This window comes from Micromonospora lupini str. Lupac 08 (genome assembly GCF_000297395.2).
Taxonomy (GTDB): Bacteria; Actinomycetota; Actinomycetes; order Mycobacteriales; family Micromonosporaceae; genus Micromonospora; species Micromonospora lupini.
Genome location: NZ_HF570108.1, coordinates 2,896,096 through 2,914,527, shown reverse-complemented (window position 1 = coordinate 2,914,527; position 18,432 = coordinate 2,896,096). Strand labels below are relative to the sequence as shown.

Below are 18,432 nucleotides of genomic sequence, written 5' to 3'. Positions count from 1 at the left end.
ATAGTTAGAGGTGGTCATGAGTCTTCAACAAAGGGAGAACCCGGTGACCCACACCATCGTCATGACCGGCGCGACTCGCGGGTTCGGCCGCGTCGCCGTCGAGCGCGTCCTTGACGGCGACACTGAGGCGCACCTCGTGCTCCTGGCACGTGGCGCCACGGGAAACGAGCTCGCCTCCCAGTTCCGCCACAACGGGCGCGCCGTGACATCGATCCCGACGGACCTGTTGTCGATGGGCAGCGTCCGCGCAGCAGCTGACGAGCTGATCCGACGGCTCGATGCAGGAGATCTGCCGCCGCTGCGCGGATTCATCGGCAACGCCGGCCTGCTTTACACGAACAACGTCACAGAGAGCCCGGACGGATTCGAGGCGACATTCGCCGTCAACGTGCTCGCCAATCACGTCCTTCTCCGCCTTCTGCAGGATCGATTCGAGGTGCCGTCACGAATCGTCCTCACCGTCAGCGACGCGCACTTCGGCGACTTCCGCCACAACGCGGGAATGATGCCCGCGCCGTCCTGGCAGGATCCGGCCGGCCTGGCCCGCATCCGCGCGTTCCCGGAGGCCGACACCGTCACGGCCGGAGGGACGGCTTACTCCACCAGCAAGCTCGCCGCGATTTACCTCATCCACGAGTACGCACGACGCCTGCCGCAGGGCGTCGACATTGTCGGCTACAACCCTGGATTCGTGCCCGGTACCGGCCTGAGCCGCGACGCAGGCGCAGCTGTCCGGCTCGTGGGGCGGCGGATCATGCCACTGATGACGCTGACCCCGATGGCGTCGAGCCAGAAAGTCGCCGGCCAGCGCCTCGCCGACGTCGCGCTCGGACGCGTCCCGGCACCTTCCGGTTCCTACATCGACCGCACACGAGTGGAGCGCTCGTCCAAGGAGTCCTACGACCCTGACCGTGAACGACAGCTTTGGGAGGCCGTAGAAGACCTGCGCTCCTCAGTCGCGTCCTGAGAGACACCCCAGACCATGCGCCGGCTCGGCGCCCTGTTCGGGGCTTCTCACTCGGCAGCGCACCGGGTGATCGACATCGTCGGGCCGCTACTCGCGTCGGCACCGGGTACGCCACTGCCCGAAAGACCAGGTCGCGATCGTGGACGGCACCCCGATCCCGACCCGGGATCACCGGCTCGCCGCGCAGAGCAAGAACTACCGCTACCCGACCAACCTGCAGGTGGCGATCGACGCGAACACCCGCCTCGTCATCGCCTCGGGCGACCCGCAACCCGGCAACCGCAACGACACGATCGTGTACCGCAGCAGCGGTATCAACACCCAACTCGCCGGTCGCGAGGTGATGGCCGACGGCGGCTACCGCGGGAACCTCGAAGGGAGCATGCCGTACCGCAAGCCCCGAACCTGTGGCAACCCTCCTGTCCGCAGTGCGCTGGCCGAACCTGCACCTCGACGCGGTCCACTTCGCCGTCCCCACCTTGTCCCCAGCGTGGCCCCCGACCGCTGGGTGGATCCGTCGCGGTGCTTCAGCCTGACGGCCGGATGTTCGAATCTGAACTCTCTTGCACGTCTCGCTCCGTTTCCTGGCATCTCTAGATCCGGATGGCATATATATGGTTCGATGCGATCAGACGATGACGTGCCACCTCTGGTCACCGCAGGCCGGCGAGCCGGAGGCGTCGGCTGCCACACCTTGACCGGTTGACTGGAGATCTCATGACCAGCCCTCGATCCGCTCCGCCTCGGCAGACTCCGGGAGTAGCCCGCCCCCGCCGTGTCCGCGTCAGGCCCACCGCGCTGAGCATGCTGTCGATCGCAGCGCTTGTCCTGACGTACGTGGTAGCCATGCCGGTCGCATCCACGCCAGTGGGCCTGACCATGGAAGCAGCCGCGGCCTACGTCAAACTGGGCAACCGGACCACCGGCAAGTTCATCGACGGCATGGGTCGGACCACCAACGGCGCCGCTGTCGGCCAGTATTCCTCGTCGTCGAGCGACAACCAGCAGTGGACGATCGATGCCGTCGGCGACTACGTCCGGATCAAGAATCGGGCCACCGGCCTGTACCTGGACGGGATGGGCCGCACGACGGGTGGATCCATCTGCGGCCAGTGGAGTGAGAGCGGCAGCACCAACCAGCAGTGGACCCGGGAGGACTCCGGCGGCTACGTCAAGTTCAGGAACCGGGCCAACGGGCTGTACCTGGATGGCGGGGGCAGCACGTCCGACGGCGCCAACCTCGTCCAGTACGCGAACAGCGGCAGCACCAACCAGCAGTGGATCGTCACCGACGTGTCGACTCCGGGATCGGGCACGATCACGGTGGACGGCAACAACATCCGCGCCGGCAACGTCAACGGCCTGACGTTCAAGGGCTTCGGTGCGCTCAGCGCCAACAGCACCAGCGAGTTGCTGATGGATTACAAGGCCCAGAGCCCTACCGCGTACGCGCAGCTGCTGCGGGTCCTCTTCGGTGGGGAGAGTCCGGTCTTCACCAACGTGAAGATCGAGATGGGCAACGACCGCAACAACTCCACCGGACCGGACCCCTCGACCATGCGTTGGGAGTCCGAGACCCCCAACGTCAAGCGTGCGCAGGGCTTCCAGCTCGCGGCCGACGCGAAGAAGGTCAACCCCAACGTCAAGGTGTCCCTGCTGCGCTGGAACTCCCCCGGCTGGGCGAACAGCAACGACAAGGTCTACACCTGGTTCAAGAAGACCATCCTGAGCGCGTACCGGACCTACGGGTTCATGGTCGACTACGTCAACCCGGGTCTCAACGAGCGCGGGGCGGACCTGAACTGGACCAAGACCTATGCCAACCGGGTCAGGACCGACAGTGCCGACTTCGCCAACTCGACAGAGCAATCTCGGTACAACCAGATCAAGGTCGTCATCTCCGACGAGGTAGGTGTCGGGTCGTTCGGCGGCAGCATGATCAGCGACGCCGGCCTGCGCGACGTGGTGGCGGCGGCCGGCTACCACTACAGCCCCGACGACGACAGCGCCGGCAACTTCAAGCGCCTGGCGATGGACTACGACAAGGAGATCTGGAACAGCGAAGCACAGGCGACCTTCGGCAATTCCGCCTTCCGCCCCAACAACAACATGCGGTCCCCGTCGGTGGTCGGAACCGGCATCGGCGGCACCAACAGTGCGCTGGAGATGGGAAACACCATCATCAAGGGATTCGTCAACTCGCGCCGGACCAACTTCATCTACCAACCGGCCATCGGGTCCTTCTACGAGGGTGGGCAGTACTCCTACAAGGAGATCGTCAGCGCCCGTGATCCCTGGTCGGGCTGGCTGCACTACGACGCCGCCATCGACGTGCTGCGGCACTTCAGCTGGTTCGCCAAGACCGGCTGGGAGAACTCCAGCAACACGGCCGGTATCTGGCGCGCCGTCCCCGAATCCAGCTATACCGGAGCGACCGGGACGAACCCGGTGGTCGGACGCAACGGCACGCCCAGCTATCTCACGCTCGCCGCGCCCGACAGGCGCAACTTCTCCACGGTCTTGATGAACGACAGCGAGTACACCCAGTCGTACCGCCTCCAGCCGGTGAACATGGCCTACTCCGGCACTCCGGCCCTACAGCTGTGGGAAACCCGCGCGGCCGACCCCGGCCAGGCGTTCAACGCCAACTACCTGAAGCACCTCGGCAGTGTCACGGCCGATGACGGCGGGGTGTACTCCGTGACGGTCAGGCCGAACTCGGTCGTCACCGTGACGACGCTGGCCAACCACACCAATCCCGAGTACCTGGAACCCCTGCCGGTGGAGGGCCAGCGCACCGTGCTGGACACCGACATCTCCGGCGACGTGCAGAGCACAAGCGACAACATCCTCTACGCCGACGGCTTCGACTACTCCGGCAAGACGGTCCCGGTGATCGGCAGTGGCGGCACCATCACGGGCACCGAGGACTTCATCACTTCGCGTGGCGGCGCCAGGAGCGTCATCCCGCGCTACGCCAGCGACCGCAATGGCGCCTTCGAGGCGTACCAGCCGGACGGATCGACCAATTACGTGCTGCGTCAGCAGCTGGACGGCCCGAGCCAGGGCCTGGGCGGTGCGTGGAACGGGGGAGACGCGGTCACCAGGATCGGTGACAGTCGGTGGCTCAACTACAAGGCCAGCGTCGATGTCTCCTTCGAGAACAGCAGCACCCAGAACGGCGCCAACCACGCCCGGTTGGGCATCCGCGAGCAGCACGGTGACAACGGTGCGCCGTACTCGGTGAAGTTCACCTTCGACGGGGGCTGGCAGTTGCTGGTCAACAACAGCGCGGTCGCCAGCGGCAACGTGGTCAGCGGCGCCGGCGGCGTGCGGATCGGTGGATTCAACACCGCTCACAACGCGTGGCACAACATCGCGCTGAAGGGCGCCGGAAGCACCGTGACCGCCTACCTCGACGGCGTCACACTGGCCACCTACACCGACCCGAATCCCAAGCTGTCCGGCCGGATCACGCTGGGCAGCGGCTACTACTTCACCCGGTTTGACAACCTCCGGGTGGAGACGGTCGACGGAAGCCCGCCGTACTACTCCGAGGTGCTGGACAACCTGGAGATGTCCGACCTGGCCAATCCGCCCGCCAGGAAGCTGGTGTACGGCGGGTCCTGGGCGCACGAAAACGGTAAGGGTATGTACAACGTTCAGCGGAGCCTGTCGACCAGCCAAGGAAGCGGCTCGACGCTGACCTACACGTTCGCCGGTACCGGACTGGACATCATCGGGCCGAACAACGGCTCGGCCGTCCTGCAGGTCAGGGTGGACGGTACGGTGGTCAACTCCGCAGCGAGCACGCTCGCCTCTCCCGAGTTCTATCAGACGTACGCCCTGCGCAACCTCGCCGCCGGCACGCACACCGTGGAGATCATGGTGCGCAGCGGCAGTCTCGTCGTAGATGCCGTCGGGGTCGTCCGGCCGTGATGCCGGACGCGCCGGACGGCCAACAGGGCTCATCCTGCACAGGCCGTCTGCACGGAGCGTGCGTCGGCCATCAGCAGCGAGCGACAGAGGCGGTTCGCCTGTTCGGCGGGTCCGGCCGCTAGTTACCTATCACGCGACCGGATCCCCGTGCGAGCTCGGAATCCCGGGGGGCGGTGGCCTGTCCAGGCTGCGCGGCTTGTCAATGTACCCGTGGTGTAGATGAAGAGTGTCTGGTCGTCGTCGCCGGGTAGTGCCAGCGCCTCGTATCGGATGGTCATCGGACCCACGGCGGGGTGGACCATGTGCTTGGTGCCGTGGGTCCGCTCGTGCACCCGGTGGTTGTGCCACCACGTACGCCAGGACGTAGGCGTCATGCGCCCGTTGTGGCCGGCGCGTCAATCGCAGGCCGGGCATTCGCCTCCCCTGAGTGCGCCGATACCTGGCGATCATCGCCGGTGCCGGCGCGCGCGTGACGGCGAGGTGCATGGTGATCGACTTGTCGTTGTGGGCCCGGTCAGCGGGACGGCGGCGGGTAGAGGGTGTTTATGCGTACCGTCCACGGCTGGTATGGGCTGGGGCACGGGGTGGGGTCGTGGTTGCACGCCGTGTCGGTCTGCGTGTAAAGGTCGAACGAGGCGCCCCCGACCGCCCGGAACAGCACCCTGAGCTGCTGCCCGGTGGGGTAACCACCGGTGGTCCACACGAGGGCCATCGCAGGGTTCACGGACGTGAACGGCCGGTAGTTCGCGGGTAGCGACACGCCGAGTGTCTGCCCGACGACCAGATTGACCGTGGTCCGGTTCGCGGCCTGGGTCAGGTTGACGTCTCCGGCCGGCGACGCGGGGACGACGTTGACGTGAACCGTCCACTGCAGGACCGGTCTCGCACACGGTGGCGTCGTGTGGAAGCACGGGTCGTCGCTCACCGTGGACAGGTCGAGCGAACCGGTACCGACCGCCCGGAACAGCGCGGTCAGCGGCTGACCGGTGGGGTATCCGCCGCTGCTCGACACGAGGGTCAACGCCGGGCTGGTGGACGTCAACGGTAGGTAGCTCGACGGCAGGGACACGCCGAGCGTCTGCCCGAGGACCAGGGTCACCGCGGTCCGGGTGTCGGCCTCGGTGACCCTGACGTCCTCAGGCCCCGGCGGCGAGCTGGAGACCGGCGGCGAGGAGGGCGGTGACACGGCATCGTTACTGCAGCTCAACGCCGGTGCCGAGCTCGAGCCGGCCAGCTGCATCCCGAACGTCGTGGAGGCACCCGGAGCCAGCCTGCCGTTCCATGCGAGGTTGACCGCGGTCACCGTCTGGCCCGACGTGCTGACCGTGGCGTTCCACGCGTTGACGACCCGTTGGCCGTCCGCCAGCGTCCACGTCACCGACCAGGTCGTCGCGGGCGTCGTCGCGGTGTTGGTGACCGTGACGACGACGACCGCGCCGCTCGTCGGACCATTGCCCCAATGCGAGTCGGTACGCGCCGTCGCCCGGCATCCACCTGCCACGGTGTCCGCCGAGGCGCTACCAGGCACCACAGAGATCATGGCGAGGGCGGTCAGCGCGCCCACTCCCGCTACCAGCCAGGATGCCGCAAGGGCCACCCGTCTTGATAACGCCACGTCGACGCCCCCTCTGCAATCGATACCTGCCTATGCCTGCCCATCACGATATACGCGCGGGTGGGCGCACGGAGCGTCCACTATGACCGAATGCTCAGCAGTCGCACCAAGGCCCGACCGTTCAGGGCCCACCACGTCGAAGCGGAGGCCGGAAGCGAGCTCGGTCCGGCGCGGGATCCTGGGCACGGCCGGCCCACAGGTACAGGCTGCCGTCGGCCGGCGGTAAGGCGGGTGTAGGTGTCGCAGTTGTGCAGGTGGGCCAGGGCTAGCAGGGCCTGGCGGCCCGGGTTCAGCCGCCTCCACCGGGATTCGCGCTGCTGGCGGTGGTTGCGGATGCGGTCGGCGAGGTGGTTCAGGGTCCTGCCGGGTGTCATCCTGGGTGCGGTCATCCGCGTCTTTGCCATCCCGGGAGCGGACGCCTTCCGGCTCGTCGCTGCCGCTGTCCTACTTCCGCTCGAACTCTGGCTCTGCGCCCGCGCACTGCGTACCGGCACGCCCGACTTGCCGCCGCTGTCCCAGTCCACAATCCTGGGCCTCGATCATCGGCCCCATCCTGACCGGCCGCGGCACCCCGGTGCCCAGATCGCGCCCGCCGCCCTGGCCTCGACGTTCCTCGCCTCGATCGTCGGCGCCGGCACCTACGGCATCCTCGCCCTGACCACCACCGGCGATATCGCCCCGCACCGGATTCTCGGCCTACTCTGCGGCGCGGGCGGTCTCATCGGGTTGCTATCCGGGCGTAACTCGCCGGTCACAGCAGACAATTGCCGGATTGTCGCTGCTGCGCTCGCTCCAGCGACATCGGGCCCAGCCGGACTTAGGTAGGGTCGCGTCGGTGCTGGCGGGTTCGTGCCAGTACGCCGACGAGCATGAGCAGGGCGACGGCCTGGGCAAGCACCACGGCGATGATCAGGCTTGGCACCGAACGGTCGTAGAGCAACCCCGCCGCTGCGCCGCCGGCCAGGGCTCCGGCGCCCTGCACAGCGGCGAAGATGCCGTATGCGGTGGCCCGCCGCTTACGGGGCACGAGATCGGCGACCATGGCCTTGACCGTGGAGTCCTGCAACCCGACAGCGGCGCCCCAGACCACGACCCCGAAGACCGCCGCCGACAGGCCGCCACCGAACGCCAGCGGCGGCACGACGGCAATCATGGCGGGTAGCACCACCAGAACCCACGGGCCGACCCTGTCGTACAGCACCCCGGTCAGCAGCGCGGCGAGCCCACCCGCGGCCATCGCCATCGCGTACATCAGCGGCACCGCCGCGGTCGCGACCACGCCCGCGCGCACCAGATGAAAACCGATCAGCCCGAAGGTCACCAGGCCCGCAGTGCACACCGCCATCGCCGCTGCGAACCAGTGGAACCTGCCCGGCAGCGATTCCCGACCGGTCTTCGCCGCGGTGCCTGACCCTGTGTCGGTGTCGCGCTCTGCCGGAGAGGTACCGGCCCGCGTGCGAAGCGTGATCAGCAGCAGCATCGCCACGACGGCCGGAACGGTCAGCACCGCCGGCCCCGGCCACAGCGCACCGGCGGTCACCGCGACGACCGCAGCGACCAGCAGCGGACCGGCGAACGCACCGATCTGGTCGAGGGCTTTGTGCACCCCCAGGCCGCGGCCCATCCCGACCCGGCTCGCGGCGTCAGCGAGCAGCGCCGACTTGGCCGGGCTGCGGATGGCCTTACCGAGCCGCTCGGCGAGGATCAGCACCGCGGCCACCGCCAGGCCGGCGCCGCCCAGAATCGGGGTCACCGCAAGCAGCGGTACGCAGACCGCGGTCAGCCCGTACCCCACGATCGTCAAGGTCCAGTACCGGCGGGTCCGGTCCGCCAGGGGCCCGGACACCAGACGCAGCAGCAACGCCGCCGCCTCCCCAGCGCCCGTGATCAGGCCGACGACGACAGCCGACGCGCCCAACGAGGCCAGCAGCGGCCCGTAGATGGAGCGGGCACCCTCGTACACCATGTCCGCGGCCAGGCTCACCACACCGAATCCGACCACCACCCGCCACGCCTGACCAGTGCTCGCCGCCACCGCGGTTCGACCGGTAGCCGGGGCCACCTGCTCCACGTCGGCCGCATCGTCGACACGATTCGCTCCAGCAGACATGCCGGAGATTATCCGACCACCCGTTCGATCGGGTACAGCCTCGGACGCCACCGCCCCTGCTCCGGGCGCCGGTTGCTGACAGACGGCGATTCGCGCAGGCGCGGCGGGCGCAGCAGCCGCTCCACCTTCGTCCGGCGCGTAGGCAGCGGCTGACTAACAACGCGACGGCATGCGACACGGCCTTGCGTCACCGCCGGCCTTGCGCGACGGGTGGACTCGCCGCCGCTGCGCACAGACGCCGTGCGCCTGCCGGACGAGTTCAGACCGGCAGGCGCGGCGACAGCGTGGTTCAGGCGACGGGGATGAGATCGGTGAGGAGTGCCTGCACCCGGGTGCGGATCTCGTCGCGGATTCCGCGGACGACCTCGACGCCCTGGCCGGCGGGATCGTCGAGTTTCCAGTCCTCGTAGCGCTTGCCGGGAAAGACGGGGCAGGCGTCTCCGCAGCCCATGGTGACGATGACGTCGGACGATTCCGCCGTGACGTACTCCAGCAGTTTCGGGCCCTGGTCGGTGATGTCGATGCCGACTTCGCGCATGGCCTGTACGGCGGCGGGGTTGATGGCGTCGGCGGGGGCCGAGCCGGCGGAGCGGACTTCGACGGTGTCACCAGCGAGGTGGCGTAGCCAGCCGGCGGCCATCTGGGAGCGGCCGGCGTTGTGGACGCAGACGAACAGGACGCTGGGCTTGTCACTCACGGTGTTTCCCTTACCGCTTAGGCGGATGTGCTGATGAAAGGCGTGGACGTGAAGTAGCGGCGGCGTGCCCACAGCGAGACGTAGACGAGTCCGACGAGGACGGGGACTTCGATGAGGGGGCCGGCGACGCCGGCGCGCTGCGCGTCGACGTGCAGGTGCCAGCCGCGCACGTTGACGTCCTCGACGCGCTCGCGCAACGGGCCGCCGCCAGGATGACGGCATGAACGGGCTGCGCAGCAGCCAGGTCGCCGCTGCGGCCGGAGTGAACTCGCAGACCCGGCGCGGAGTCGGCGTACACCAGGAAGAACTGGCTGCCGTTGGTGTCCGGCCCGGCGTTGGCCATGGCCAGCACGCCCCGGGCGTACACCCGGCGTACGCCGGTCGGGTCGGTCGGCGCCGGCGGCAGGTCGGTCGGCAGCTCATCGCGGTACCAGTAACTCGGCCCGCCCTCGCCGGTGATCGGTCCGACGCGATCTCAGGGTCAACCCGGGTTCGACGATGGTCGCTAGGATGTAATCCGTGACGACGCCGCTACCTCGGCCCGGCAGGGTGCGGACGGCGGCGGAGTTTGTCGCCCGGTTGCGCGCGCTGAAGGCGTGGTCCGGGCTTTCCTACCGGTCCTTGGAGAGAGAAGGCCGGAAGGGTGGTTGTCAGTTGCCCCCCAGCACCGTCGCGAGTGCGCTGAATCGCAGCTCACTACCCAGCCAGGAGCTGGTCACGGCATTCGTACGGGCCTGTGGCGGCGAGCCGTCCATCGTCGATGAGTGGCTCGAAGCCCAACGGGCACTGTCCGTGGCCGAAGAGACGACACCGGACGTCGTCGAAGGCGTCGTGGAGCGCGCGACCGTTCCCGAGGCGGCGCAGTCTCCGAAGAGGGCTCTGTCCGCAGCGCAGGCGACACCCTATCTGCTTCCGCCCGACCTGCCGGTGCTCGTGGGCCGAGACGACGAGGTGGACCGCGCCTGTCGGCTACTGACCGAGGACGGACCTGGACCGGCGACTCTATTGATCACCGGCGCGGCCGGTGGCGGGAAGACGGCACTCGCGGTACGCGTCGGGCACCTGCTCACCGCTCGCTTCCCGGACGGTCAGCTCTATGTCGACCTGGGTGGTTTCAATGAGCAGCAGGCCACGCCGGCAGCGGTTCTCGGCGCGTTCCTGCGAGCGCTCGGCGTACGTGGTGGAGCTGTGCCCGCGGATCTGCCTCATCGGATCAACCTGTACCGCACGCTGCTGGCCCAGAAACAGGTACTCGTCATCCTGGACAACGCACGGGACGCATGCCAGGTACGCGATTTACTGCCGAGCGGATCACGGTGCGCCACCATCGTCACCAGCCGCACCAGCCTGGCCGAACTCGGTGGCCGTCGTCTGCCCCTGAGTGTGCTGGACCCGTCAGCCGCACTCGCTCTGCTGGCCGACATGCTGGGCCACGGCCGGGTCGCCGCTGATCCGGCATCCGCTCGGTTGATCGTGGACACCTGCGGTGGTCTTCCCCTCGCGGTCTGGGTCGCGGGAGCGCGGCTCGCCGCGCGTCCCCACTGGCCGCTGAGGAAGGTTGCCCGGTCGCTGGCCGACGAGCAGCGCAAGCTGGACGAGCTGACCGTCGGACATGTGGCGGTGCGGGCCAGTCTCGAACTCACCTACCAGGCCATGGACGAGCAGTCACAGCACGCCCTGCGGATGCTGAGCCTGTTACCCGCGACGGATTTCGCTGCCTGGTCCGCCGCAGCGCTTCTCGACCTGAGCCTGCCGGACGCGGAAGTCGTGCTCGACGGTCTGGTCGACGTGCACCTGGTGGAAATCTGCTCCGTCAGCGCCGCCGACCTCCGTTACCGTCTGCACGACCTGGTGAAACTACTCGGGCGCGAACGCGCGGAACAGCAAGATTCGCCACACGAACGCCACATGGCCGCCACCAGGGTGCTCAGCGCGAGTCTCGACCTCGCAGAGCGTGCCGTGGACATTCTCTGCACCGACTTCCTTGGCATACCGCAAACCGAGCTCGTGCATTGGCGACTACCGGGAGGAGTCTCCGACGAGCTCCTCATCGACCCGCAGACGTGGTTCACCAACGAACGTCGGTTCCTCATCGACGTGGCCGACTGGGGAATGAACGACACCGACATCGCTTCGGCTGCCGGATTGATCACCGCCATGACGTCTTACTTCCAGATAGGCAGTCACTTCGACGACTGGGAACGGCTCCAGGACCGGGCGCTGAAGGTGGCGTTGCACTGCGGCGACCGGCGCAGCGCCGCGAAACTGCACCGCTGCCTCGGTGAGCTCACCACCATCCTGGACCGGTACCCGGAAGCGATCGAACATTTTCAGCAGGCACTTCTGCTCGCCGAGGGCGAAGGCCCGACATACCGTGCCAGCGCCACCGCCGGGCTGGCCTACGTACACCGGCTACTCGGTCACTACACGTCCGCGGTACGTCATTTCGAGGCTGCCGCCACGCTGGCCCGCGGAGCGGGCAACGTCAACTGCCTCGTCTACGCGATGAACGGGATCGGCGTCATCGACCTGGAGAATGGGCGCCCGGAGAGGGCCGAGAAACGGTTTGAGGAGTGTCTTCGCACCAGCAGACTCGCAGGCTACCGACCTGGGGAGGCGCAGGCCCTGCGGTGTCTGGGCCAGAGTCACCGCGCGCGTGGTGACTACCGGGCCGCGGGCGACTGCTTCGAACAGGCGGCAACCATCAGCGCAGGTCTGGGTGACCGGCTCAGCGCCACCCACGCGACGTGCTGGCTCGGAGACGTCCTCGTGCGCCGGGGCGAACACGCGCAGGGGCGACGGCATCTGGCTCGCAGCCTGTGGACGTATCGCGAATTCGGCAACCTCTGGGGCGAGGCTGCGACACTGAACGCGCTCGCGGAAGCGCAACTCCTGGCGGGCCAGCCTGCGCTCGCTCGACGCCGTGCGGAAGCAGCTACCAGCCTGTGGCGGCGGATCGGCTCGCGAACCTGGCTTGCCAACGGCCTGGACACCCTTGCCCGCGCACACACCGTGTCGGGAGATCTTGTCGCAGCGGCCCGTGCCCGCGAAGAGGCCGCCGCGATGCGGGCCGCTGACGCCACCGACAGCTGACGAGCCTTCTCCTGAAGGTGGTGCCCTCGACTGCGGTGGCCGGTGGCTGGTGCGGGTCGGCGGGGAACGGTGGGTACTCAGCCGCGACGGCTGCCCTGCCGGCGACAGCCGCGCTACGGGTCCGGAGCCTGGTGCTGGCTGAACACGATCAGGTCGGCGTGCACCCGCAGGTGCGCCACCTGCCAGTGCTCGCCGGCCTGCTTGGCGAGGCTGAGCAGTTCCTCGTCGGTGACGCGGTACAGGACGCGTCGCCGTCGGTGTCGGCGCCGACAACGACGATGTGCTGCAGGTAGCCCGGCCCGACAGCAGGCGCGCGCACGTGGCCAGCAGCCACGCCAGCCGAAACTGTTTGGTGGACTCAACGACGCGGTACGCGACGCGACCGTGCGGATCCACGGACGGCGCTGATACGAACACCCGCCGCCCGCACGATTCTCCCAAACGGGCGGAAGGCCGGGCCTCCACCCTGACGACCGGGCCGGACGGTGGCGCGGCGGCTCCCGGGGGTCGCCGCCGCGCGTCCGGTTCGGTCAGGCGTCGCAGGTCAGCCGGGCCGCGCCCCAGTCACCGTGGTCGTTGCCGACCCCGTCGCCGCCGTCGGTCAGGCGCAGTTCGAGGCGCTGGCCGCCGGTCGCGTCGACGGAGAGCGGCTGAGGCTGCCGGAGCCGGTCAGCACTCCGGTCTGGGCCTTGCGAACCCCGTCCACCCACACCTCGAACACCACCGAGCCGTTACTGCCTGTCTCGTCGTCCACCCCGGACGTCGGAGCGGAACGTGGTGCACCGCCCGCCCAGGTCCAGCGAGATGACCGACAGCGCGGACCCGCCGAGACCCTTGTCGTAGGCGACCCCGTCGATACGCATCGGGTTGCCGTCGCCGCCGGCGTCCTCGCCGTTGCTGCGGTCCTTCTCGACCGGCCCCACCCGTTGGACTCGCCCGTCCACTGTTGGTCGCTCAGCCACACCTGGCCGGGGGGCAGCGGCGTGCGCACCGTGACCTCCGCCGTGACGGAGCTGGGGAACCCGGCCCCGGAGGTCGCGCCCACCGTGGCTGTCAGGTCGAACGAACCGATGTCCGTGCCGGCCGGGGCGGTCACCTGGAACACCGCCGTCTCCGGCGTGCCGGCCGCGACCGTGCCCAGGTCGGCGCTGGCCGGCGTGACCGTCCAGCCCGTCGGGACGGCGACGGTCGCGTCGACCCCGCGCAGCCCGTCGGCGCACCGGGCGGTGACCGCCACCTCGACCCGCTCGGCGGTGCCGGGCGTGACCTGCCCGTCCGTGGTCAGCGCGACGTCCGGCGGGCACGGCGCGGACGTGCGTGAGTCGACCACACCGCCAGCGCGTACCTCCGTGCCGGTGAGCGGCCGCAGCACCAGGTCCTGGTGGTGCGGCTCGGACGCGGAGACCGCGAACGGTTCGAGCACCGAGTTGGGGGTCTCCCCCATGCCGGTCTCGCCGGCCTCGGCGTGCAGGGTCACCCAACCGTCGTTGCGCACCAGGGGCAACTGGTGGTCGTACTCGGCGCGGGGTACGGAAATCTCGACGGCGAGGCGGAGGCGCCGAACCGGATCAGGGCGTGGCGCGATTCCCGGTTGCCCGATCGACGAGAGCCTGGGCCACGCCGCGGGCCCTGCGGTTGGAGTCCTGCGACACCTTGGACAGTATCGCGAAGGCTTCGGCGGGGCTGCAGCGGCGTTCGGCCGTGATGATGCCCTTGGCCTGCGCGATGACCGCGGCGATCAAGGGCAGATACAGCCTTCCCCACGTCGCGGGAGCGCGACGCGGGGAAAGGCCGGATCACCTGGGTGACATCAGGTACTGGGGCGGCACAGTGAGTTCTGGTTGGCGCTGCAGTCGGTCAGTTGCAGTGTGTCCACGTGCATGGTCAGGGTCGCCGGTTGGGAGCCACCGGCCGGTGCCACCACGGAGATCTGCACGGTGGCCGCGTTCGCCGGGGCGACCGCTTCGTGCGACCACTCCCACCAGTTCGACGTCAGGCCGAACCAGCTGCTGGTCGACGTGGACAGCAGCGTGCCGCCGGAGTTGTACCACCGCATGCGCAGCGCGGCGGTGCCGGAGTCGGCGCGAAGCCGGACGTAGAACTTGTAGTTGTGCCCGACCGTCACCGACGGCCTACGGCTCACCATTACCGACTTCTCCGCCGGCTGCGGTGAGCTGACGAACTGCAACGAGCGACGGTTGTCGAAGTAGCGGGCGGAAACGCCGGTGTACGAGCCCTGCGGGGTGACCGAGATGGTGGCCCCGGAGCCGGAGGTGGTGAACCCGGTGGGGTTCGACGTGCCAGGTACCTGTGCCTCGATGGTCCGCTCCTGCGCGGTCAGCAGGTCGTTGTTGGCGCCGACGTCGCAGCACACCGGCGAGGTGAGCAGCGGGTGAACCGCCGCGTTGTTCGTCGTCGTTGACGGATAATTGTCGACATAGAACCTTGCGCTGGTCTCGCTCGGGTCGTAGTTCTGGCGGTAGCCCATGTCGAAGGCCCACCAGTCGCCGGCGCACATCATGATGTCGGGGCAGTATTGCTCGGCCTGCCAGCTACCGCTCGAGTCCTGCCAGACGTGCTCGGTCATGTAGGCGTGACCGGCACCGAGCAGGTGCGCCATCTCGTGCCCGACGACTCCACTGTCCCATGCCTCAACGATGGAGACGCAGCCGCTGCCTCCACTGGTCGGACACCAGTGTGCCGAGGCGGACGGCGCGGCGAACTCCGTCAGGACCACGTACCAGCGGTTGCTGTCGTCGTACCCCTTGGCCGCCAACTCGTTCGCGATCGACCAGAAGTCGGTGCTCGGAGTGTCGATCTTCTCCGACGTCACCATCGCCTGCGCATACTGGTTGTACGTGCTGGTGGTCGTCGATCGGCAGCTGAACGTGAAGTGCTGGTCATAGTCGCTGGCCTGGTCGAGCAGCCAGTCGACGCGGTCCACGACGCGGGCGGCGTTCTCGACGTTGGCGGCGTACTGGTTACCGGTGGAGTCATTCCACGCGTAGATCACCTGCACCGCCGCCGGACTGTTGACCGGCGGATTCTTCGGGTCGGTGGCGGTCGTGTCGCACCCAGCCCTGGGCAGGCTGGTGTTGCCCGGCTGCGCGTAGGGCAGGGTCGGCTCGCTACCGAGGTTGGCCGCGTAGACCGGCTGCCCGGACGACACCGCCACCAACACGCTCACGAGCAGAGAGGCCAACCCCAGACGGTGACCGCGCCGAAGCCGGCGCCCGTTGTCAAACATTCGCATTCCCCCTTGTGTGGGTCTTTGGCTATGACGTGTGGCGGAAACGCCGAACGCCCGGCGTCTGGGTCACGACCCTCACGGAGGCCGTGACCCTGGCCCTCGGTCAGCCGAAGGTGATCGGATCGGTACAGGTCTGCAGGGGCGGCGAGGTAATGTCCTCCACCCAACAGGCACGGAACGTGTAATGGCTGTCGAAGTAGATGCCGTACATGTGTGTCCAGCCTGGTTACGCGGGTCGTTGCGGGGCACCGCGCAGGTCCGCTCGTCCTCAACCGGGTTCGTCGTCGAGCCGGCGGCGGCAGCGATGCGCTGACGCGTGGCGGTCCCCGGCACCGGGCTCGGTCCCCGGCCGGCCGGGTCGCCGCTGGCCGTCACGTCGACGGTGAAGTGAAGCCGATGGCCGGTGGAACGAATGGCGAGCGCGACCTCCACCGCAGGTGTCGGGTCCGGTTGCCGGGCTCCGGCCGCCGACCAGCCGGTGGAGGTCACGAAGGACTCGCCCCTCGTCGAAGCCAGCGTTTCCTTCGGCAGGGCGGGAGTCCCCGCCACGCCGGACCGTTCACCGGTGGCGGATCCCGTGACGTAGGCGCGACCGGTCGCGTCGCGGGTCAGGCCAATTCCGGTGAGGTCGCCGCGCGCCACCGTGCTCGGCCTGCTTGCCTTGCGCGGCAGATGCTGCACCAAGCCCTTGCCGTCCGCGTGGTCGAGGTACGTCAGGCCGCCGTCCGGACCAACGACGATCGTGAACGGGACGGCGTGGGTGCGCGCCAGGGCCCGTCGCCGGCCGTCGGCGCCGATGCCGACGATCCGGTGCCGGTCGGCCGCCGCGATCGTGCCGTCGGCGAACGGCACCGCTGAGGTCACCTGACCGGTCTGCTCGACAGCCGCGGCCCGTTTGCCGTTTCCCGCGTCGACCCGCACCAGCCGGGTACGCGAGCTGTCCTCATCGGCCGGCTGGGTGAACACGACGGACTCGCCAATGCCACAACCGGGGCTGTAGTACGCGAGGCTCGCCCGCAACGGCAGCTTCGTCACCCTCCCCGTGCCCAGGTCCACCACCGCCGTGAACGCGCCCCGCGTGAAGAGCGCTCCACTGTTGGTGAACGTCCGCGGCGTGTACGTGGCCGCCAGCCGGCGGCCCGAACCGGTGACGCAGACGTTCCCGATCCAGGCGTCGGCTTCGAAACCAGGCTCAGACAGGGTGGTGATCGTGTGCCAGGCGTACCCATCGCCGGCTTTCGCCGCCAGGATGTGCAGCCCGTTGGCATCACCGGAGGTGGTCCAGGCGATGTCGGTCGAACTTCGCCAGCCCTTGCCCAGTACTGTGTCGCGCTGCGCCGGGGCGACCTCCGGCCGACTGGCGTGCGCCGTCGGCTGCGGATCTGCGGGCGCGAGGGCTGGCGGTGGCGCCGAGGCCGCCTCAGCCGCATTGGGCAGGACGGCCGTGGTACCGGCCAACACCAATGTTGCCGCGACACCAACCGCGACCTGAGCACGCCGGGCCATTGCTAGTGCCTCGTCATGCAGCCTTGAACGGGTAATCCGGGTGGCGGATTTTTGAGTCGATCGCGAATCCGGTCTTGGGTCGGGCTCGCTGGTTGCGCCACCGGATGTAGCTGCCGATCGCGGTGTCTTGCTCGGCGTGGCTGCGGTGGTCGGTGCCGTTGAGGGCGAAGTAGCGCACGGCGGCGAACTCGGCTTCGATCCAGTTCAGCCAGGAGGCGTAGGTGGGTAGGAAGACCAGGTCGACGTGGTTGGTGGCGCACCAGGCGCGGACCTCGGGGTGTTTGTGCGGGGAGAAGTTGTCGCAGATCAGGTAGAGGTGCTCGCCGGGCCAGCGGGCGCGCAGGGTCTTGAGGAAGCTGAGGAACTCGCGCCAGCGTTTGCGGTCGCGGATGCGGTAGTGCAGCTTGCCGGTGCTCAGGTCGAGGGCGGCGATCATGTGTCGCACACCTTGGTCGCGGGTGTAGGTGGCGCGTAGTCGCACAGGTTGTCCGACCGGGCGCCATGCCCGTCCCGGGCGGGGTTGCAGGTTCAGTGGGCCGAACTCGTCCACGCAGAGGACCCGGCCAGCCGGCGGCGGGTGGTCGTAGAGGTCCAGGATCCGGCGCATCTTCGTCGTGAAGTCGGGGTCGGTGCTGGCCTTCCACGTCTTGGTGGCCTGCCAGGACACGCCACGCTCGTGCAGGATCCGGCGAACGGTCTCGACGCTGATCGTGGTGACATAGCCGGCGGCGATGAGGTACTCGCACAGCTTCGACAGGGACCAGCAGGAGAACGGCTGGCCGAGGAAGCGGGGGTCGCACCGGGCGATGACGCAGATCCAGTCACGAGTCTGCTCATCGATCCGTCTCGGTGCGCCCCCGCTCCATTTTGGGTCCAGCGCGTCGAACCCCCGATCGTTGAACGCGTGGATCACGTCGCGGACGTAGTCCTCGGTCACCTTCAGCAGGTGAGCGATGTCCGGTGCAGGTTGACCCTGGGCCGACATCAACACCACGATCGCCCGCCGAAGCTTCACCGGGTCCTTCGCCGTGCGGGTGATCTTCTGCAACCGCTGACCCTCGACCATCGACACCTGCCGGACGAACACCTCCGGGCGTCTGCCCACGACCATCACCTCCCACAGCCAACCGATGGGAGACAGCCTGCCCGAAACGCCCTCAGAACCGGCGGATTACACGATCAACGTTCAAAGACGAGGCACTAGCCCCACCAGAGACCGAGGCGTCGCACCTGCGACCACCTCGTCTGTCCGGGA

The 18,432-nt window shown here is 68.4% G+C and carries 15 protein-coding genes and 4 pseudogenes; 6 read left to right on the top strand and 13 right to left on the bottom strand.

What is annotated here, in order from left to right:
- Positions 1-43: 43 nt before the first annotated feature.
- From MILUP08_RS14430 to MILUP08_RS14425, 3 genes and pseudogenes are all read left to right on the top strand, one after another.
- Entirely contained in the window at positions 44-967 is a 924-nt protein-coding gene (locus tag MILUP08_RS14430) for an SDR family NAD(P)-dependent oxidoreductase (protein WP_144056936.1), read from the top strand.
- Between the two features lie 3 nt (positions 968-970).
- A pseudogene (locus tag MILUP08_RS34580) lies at positions 971-1,370 on the top strand (transposase); the annotation flags it as partial.
- 401 nt (positions 1,371-1,771) lie between these two features.
- Positions 1,772-4,906, top strand: a complete 3,135-nt coding sequence (locus tag MILUP08_RS14425; protein WP_202805216.1) for an RICIN domain-containing protein — start codon at positions 1,772-1,774, stop codon at positions 4,904-4,906.
- Positions 4,907-5,028: 122 nt separating this feature from the next.
- On the opposite strand, the gene MILUP08_RS35925 is transcribed toward MILUP08_RS14425, so the two are convergent.
- From MILUP08_RS35925 to MILUP08_RS36340, 3 genes and pseudogenes are all read right to left on the bottom strand, one after another.
- On the bottom strand, positions 5,029-5,280 hold the full coding sequence (locus MILUP08_RS35925; RefSeq protein WP_007458838.1) for an MmyB family transcriptional regulator: 252 nt from the start codon (positions 5,278-5,280) through the stop codon (positions 5,029-5,031).
- Positions 5,281-5,420: 140 nt separating this feature from the next.
- Positions 5,421-6,434, bottom strand: a complete 1,014-nt coding sequence (locus MILUP08_RS33810; RefSeq protein WP_167626051.1) for a cellulose binding domain-containing protein — start codon at positions 6,432-6,434, stop codon at positions 5,421-5,423.
- A 302-nt stretch (positions 6,435-6,736) separates the two neighbouring features.
- Positions 6,737-6,910, bottom strand: a pseudogene (locus MILUP08_RS36340) (IS5/IS1182 family transposase); the annotation flags it as partial.
- Here MILUP08_RS36340 and MILUP08_RS35920 point away from each other — a divergent pair.
- Complete coding sequence (locus tag MILUP08_RS35920) at positions 6,855-7,346, top strand: hypothetical protein (protein WP_007458829.1); 492 nt, start codon at positions 6,855-6,857, stop codon at positions 7,344-7,346. The pseudogene MILUP08_RS36340 and the gene MILUP08_RS35920 sit on opposite strands and share 56 nt — an antisense overlap.
- Here MILUP08_RS35920 and MILUP08_RS14410 read toward each other — a convergent pair.
- The 4 genes and pseudogenes from MILUP08_RS14410 to MILUP08_RS34565 all read right to left on the bottom strand — a co-directional run.
- Positions 7,339-8,631: an MFS transporter gene (locus MILUP08_RS14410; protein WP_007458827.1), complete on the bottom strand. Its 1,293-nt coding sequence runs from the start codon at positions 8,629-8,631 to the stop codon at positions 7,339-7,341. The genes MILUP08_RS35920 and MILUP08_RS14410 overlap by 8 nt on opposite strands.
- Before the next feature lie 289 nt (positions 8,632-8,920).
- Positions 8,921-9,328 carry an arsenate reductase ArsC gene (locus MILUP08_RS14405; RefSeq protein ID WP_007458823.1) on the bottom strand — a complete coding sequence of 136 codons (408 nt, stop codon included), beginning with the start codon at positions 9,326-9,328 and terminating at the stop codon, positions 8,921-8,923.
- A 17-nt stretch (positions 9,329-9,345) separates the two neighbouring features.
- Entirely contained in the window at positions 9,346-9,525 is a 180-nt protein-coding gene (locus MILUP08_RS14400) for a hypothetical protein (protein WP_007458822.1), read from the bottom strand.
- An 83-nt stretch (positions 9,526-9,608) separates the two neighbouring features.
- A pseudogene (locus tag MILUP08_RS34565) lies at positions 9,609-9,785 on the bottom strand (peptidylprolyl isomerase); the annotation flags it as partial.
- Between the two features lie 62 nt (positions 9,786-9,847).
- Between MILUP08_RS34565 and MILUP08_RS14395 the strand changes: the two are divergent.
- Positions 9,848-12,421 (top strand): ATP-binding protein, encoded by a 2,574-nt coding sequence (locus tag MILUP08_RS14395; protein WP_007458818.1) that lies wholly within the window; start codon positions 9,848-9,850, stop codon positions 12,419-12,421.
- Positions 12,422-12,552: 131 nt separating this feature from the next.
- The gene (locus MILUP08_RS37405) at positions 12,553-12,714 is read left to right on the top strand and encodes a hypothetical protein (RefSeq protein ID WP_167626050.1); all 162 of its coding nucleotides are present in this window, start codon (positions 12,553-12,555) and stop codon (positions 12,712-12,714) included.
- A gap of 237 nt (positions 12,715-12,951) precedes the next feature.
- On the opposite strand, the gene MILUP08_RS37540 is transcribed toward MILUP08_RS37405, so the two are convergent.
- The 6 genes and pseudogenes from MILUP08_RS37540 to MILUP08_RS14370 form a co-directional block, all read right to left on the bottom strand.
- Positions 12,952-13,026 (bottom strand): hypothetical protein, encoded by a 75-nt coding sequence (locus tag MILUP08_RS37540; protein ID WP_272944020.1) that lies wholly within the window; start codon positions 13,024-13,026, stop codon positions 12,952-12,954.
- The gene (locus MILUP08_RS37535; protein WP_051065717.1) at positions 13,023-13,916 is read right to left on the bottom strand and encodes an NEW3 domain-containing protein; all 894 of its coding nucleotides are present in this window, start codon (positions 13,914-13,916) and stop codon (positions 13,023-13,025) included. The genes MILUP08_RS37540 and MILUP08_RS37535 overlap by 4 nt, the downstream gene beginning before the upstream one ends.
- 73 nt (positions 13,917-13,989) lie before the next feature.
- Positions 13,990-14,154 (bottom strand): annotated as a pseudogene (locus MILUP08_RS34550) (ANTAR domain-containing protein); the annotation flags it as partial.
- Between the two features lie 77 nt (positions 14,155-14,231).
- Positions 14,232-15,623 (bottom strand): hypothetical protein, encoded by a 1,392-nt coding sequence (locus tag MILUP08_RS14380; RefSeq protein WP_144056933.1) that lies wholly within the window; start codon positions 15,621-15,623, stop codon positions 14,232-14,234.
- A gap of 123 nt (positions 15,624-15,746) precedes the next feature.
- Positions 15,747-17,177, bottom strand: coding sequence for a hypothetical protein (locus MILUP08_RS35310; RefSeq protein ID WP_007458802.1), 1,431 nt, complete (start codon positions 17,175-17,177; stop codon positions 15,747-15,749).
- Positions 17,178-17,190: 13 nt separating this feature from the next.
- Complete coding sequence (locus MILUP08_RS14370) at positions 17,191-18,288, bottom strand: IS630 family transposase (RefSeq protein ID WP_420329258.1); 1,098 nt, start codon at positions 18,286-18,288, stop codon at positions 17,191-17,193.
- Positions 18,289-18,432 lie beyond the last annotated feature (144 nt).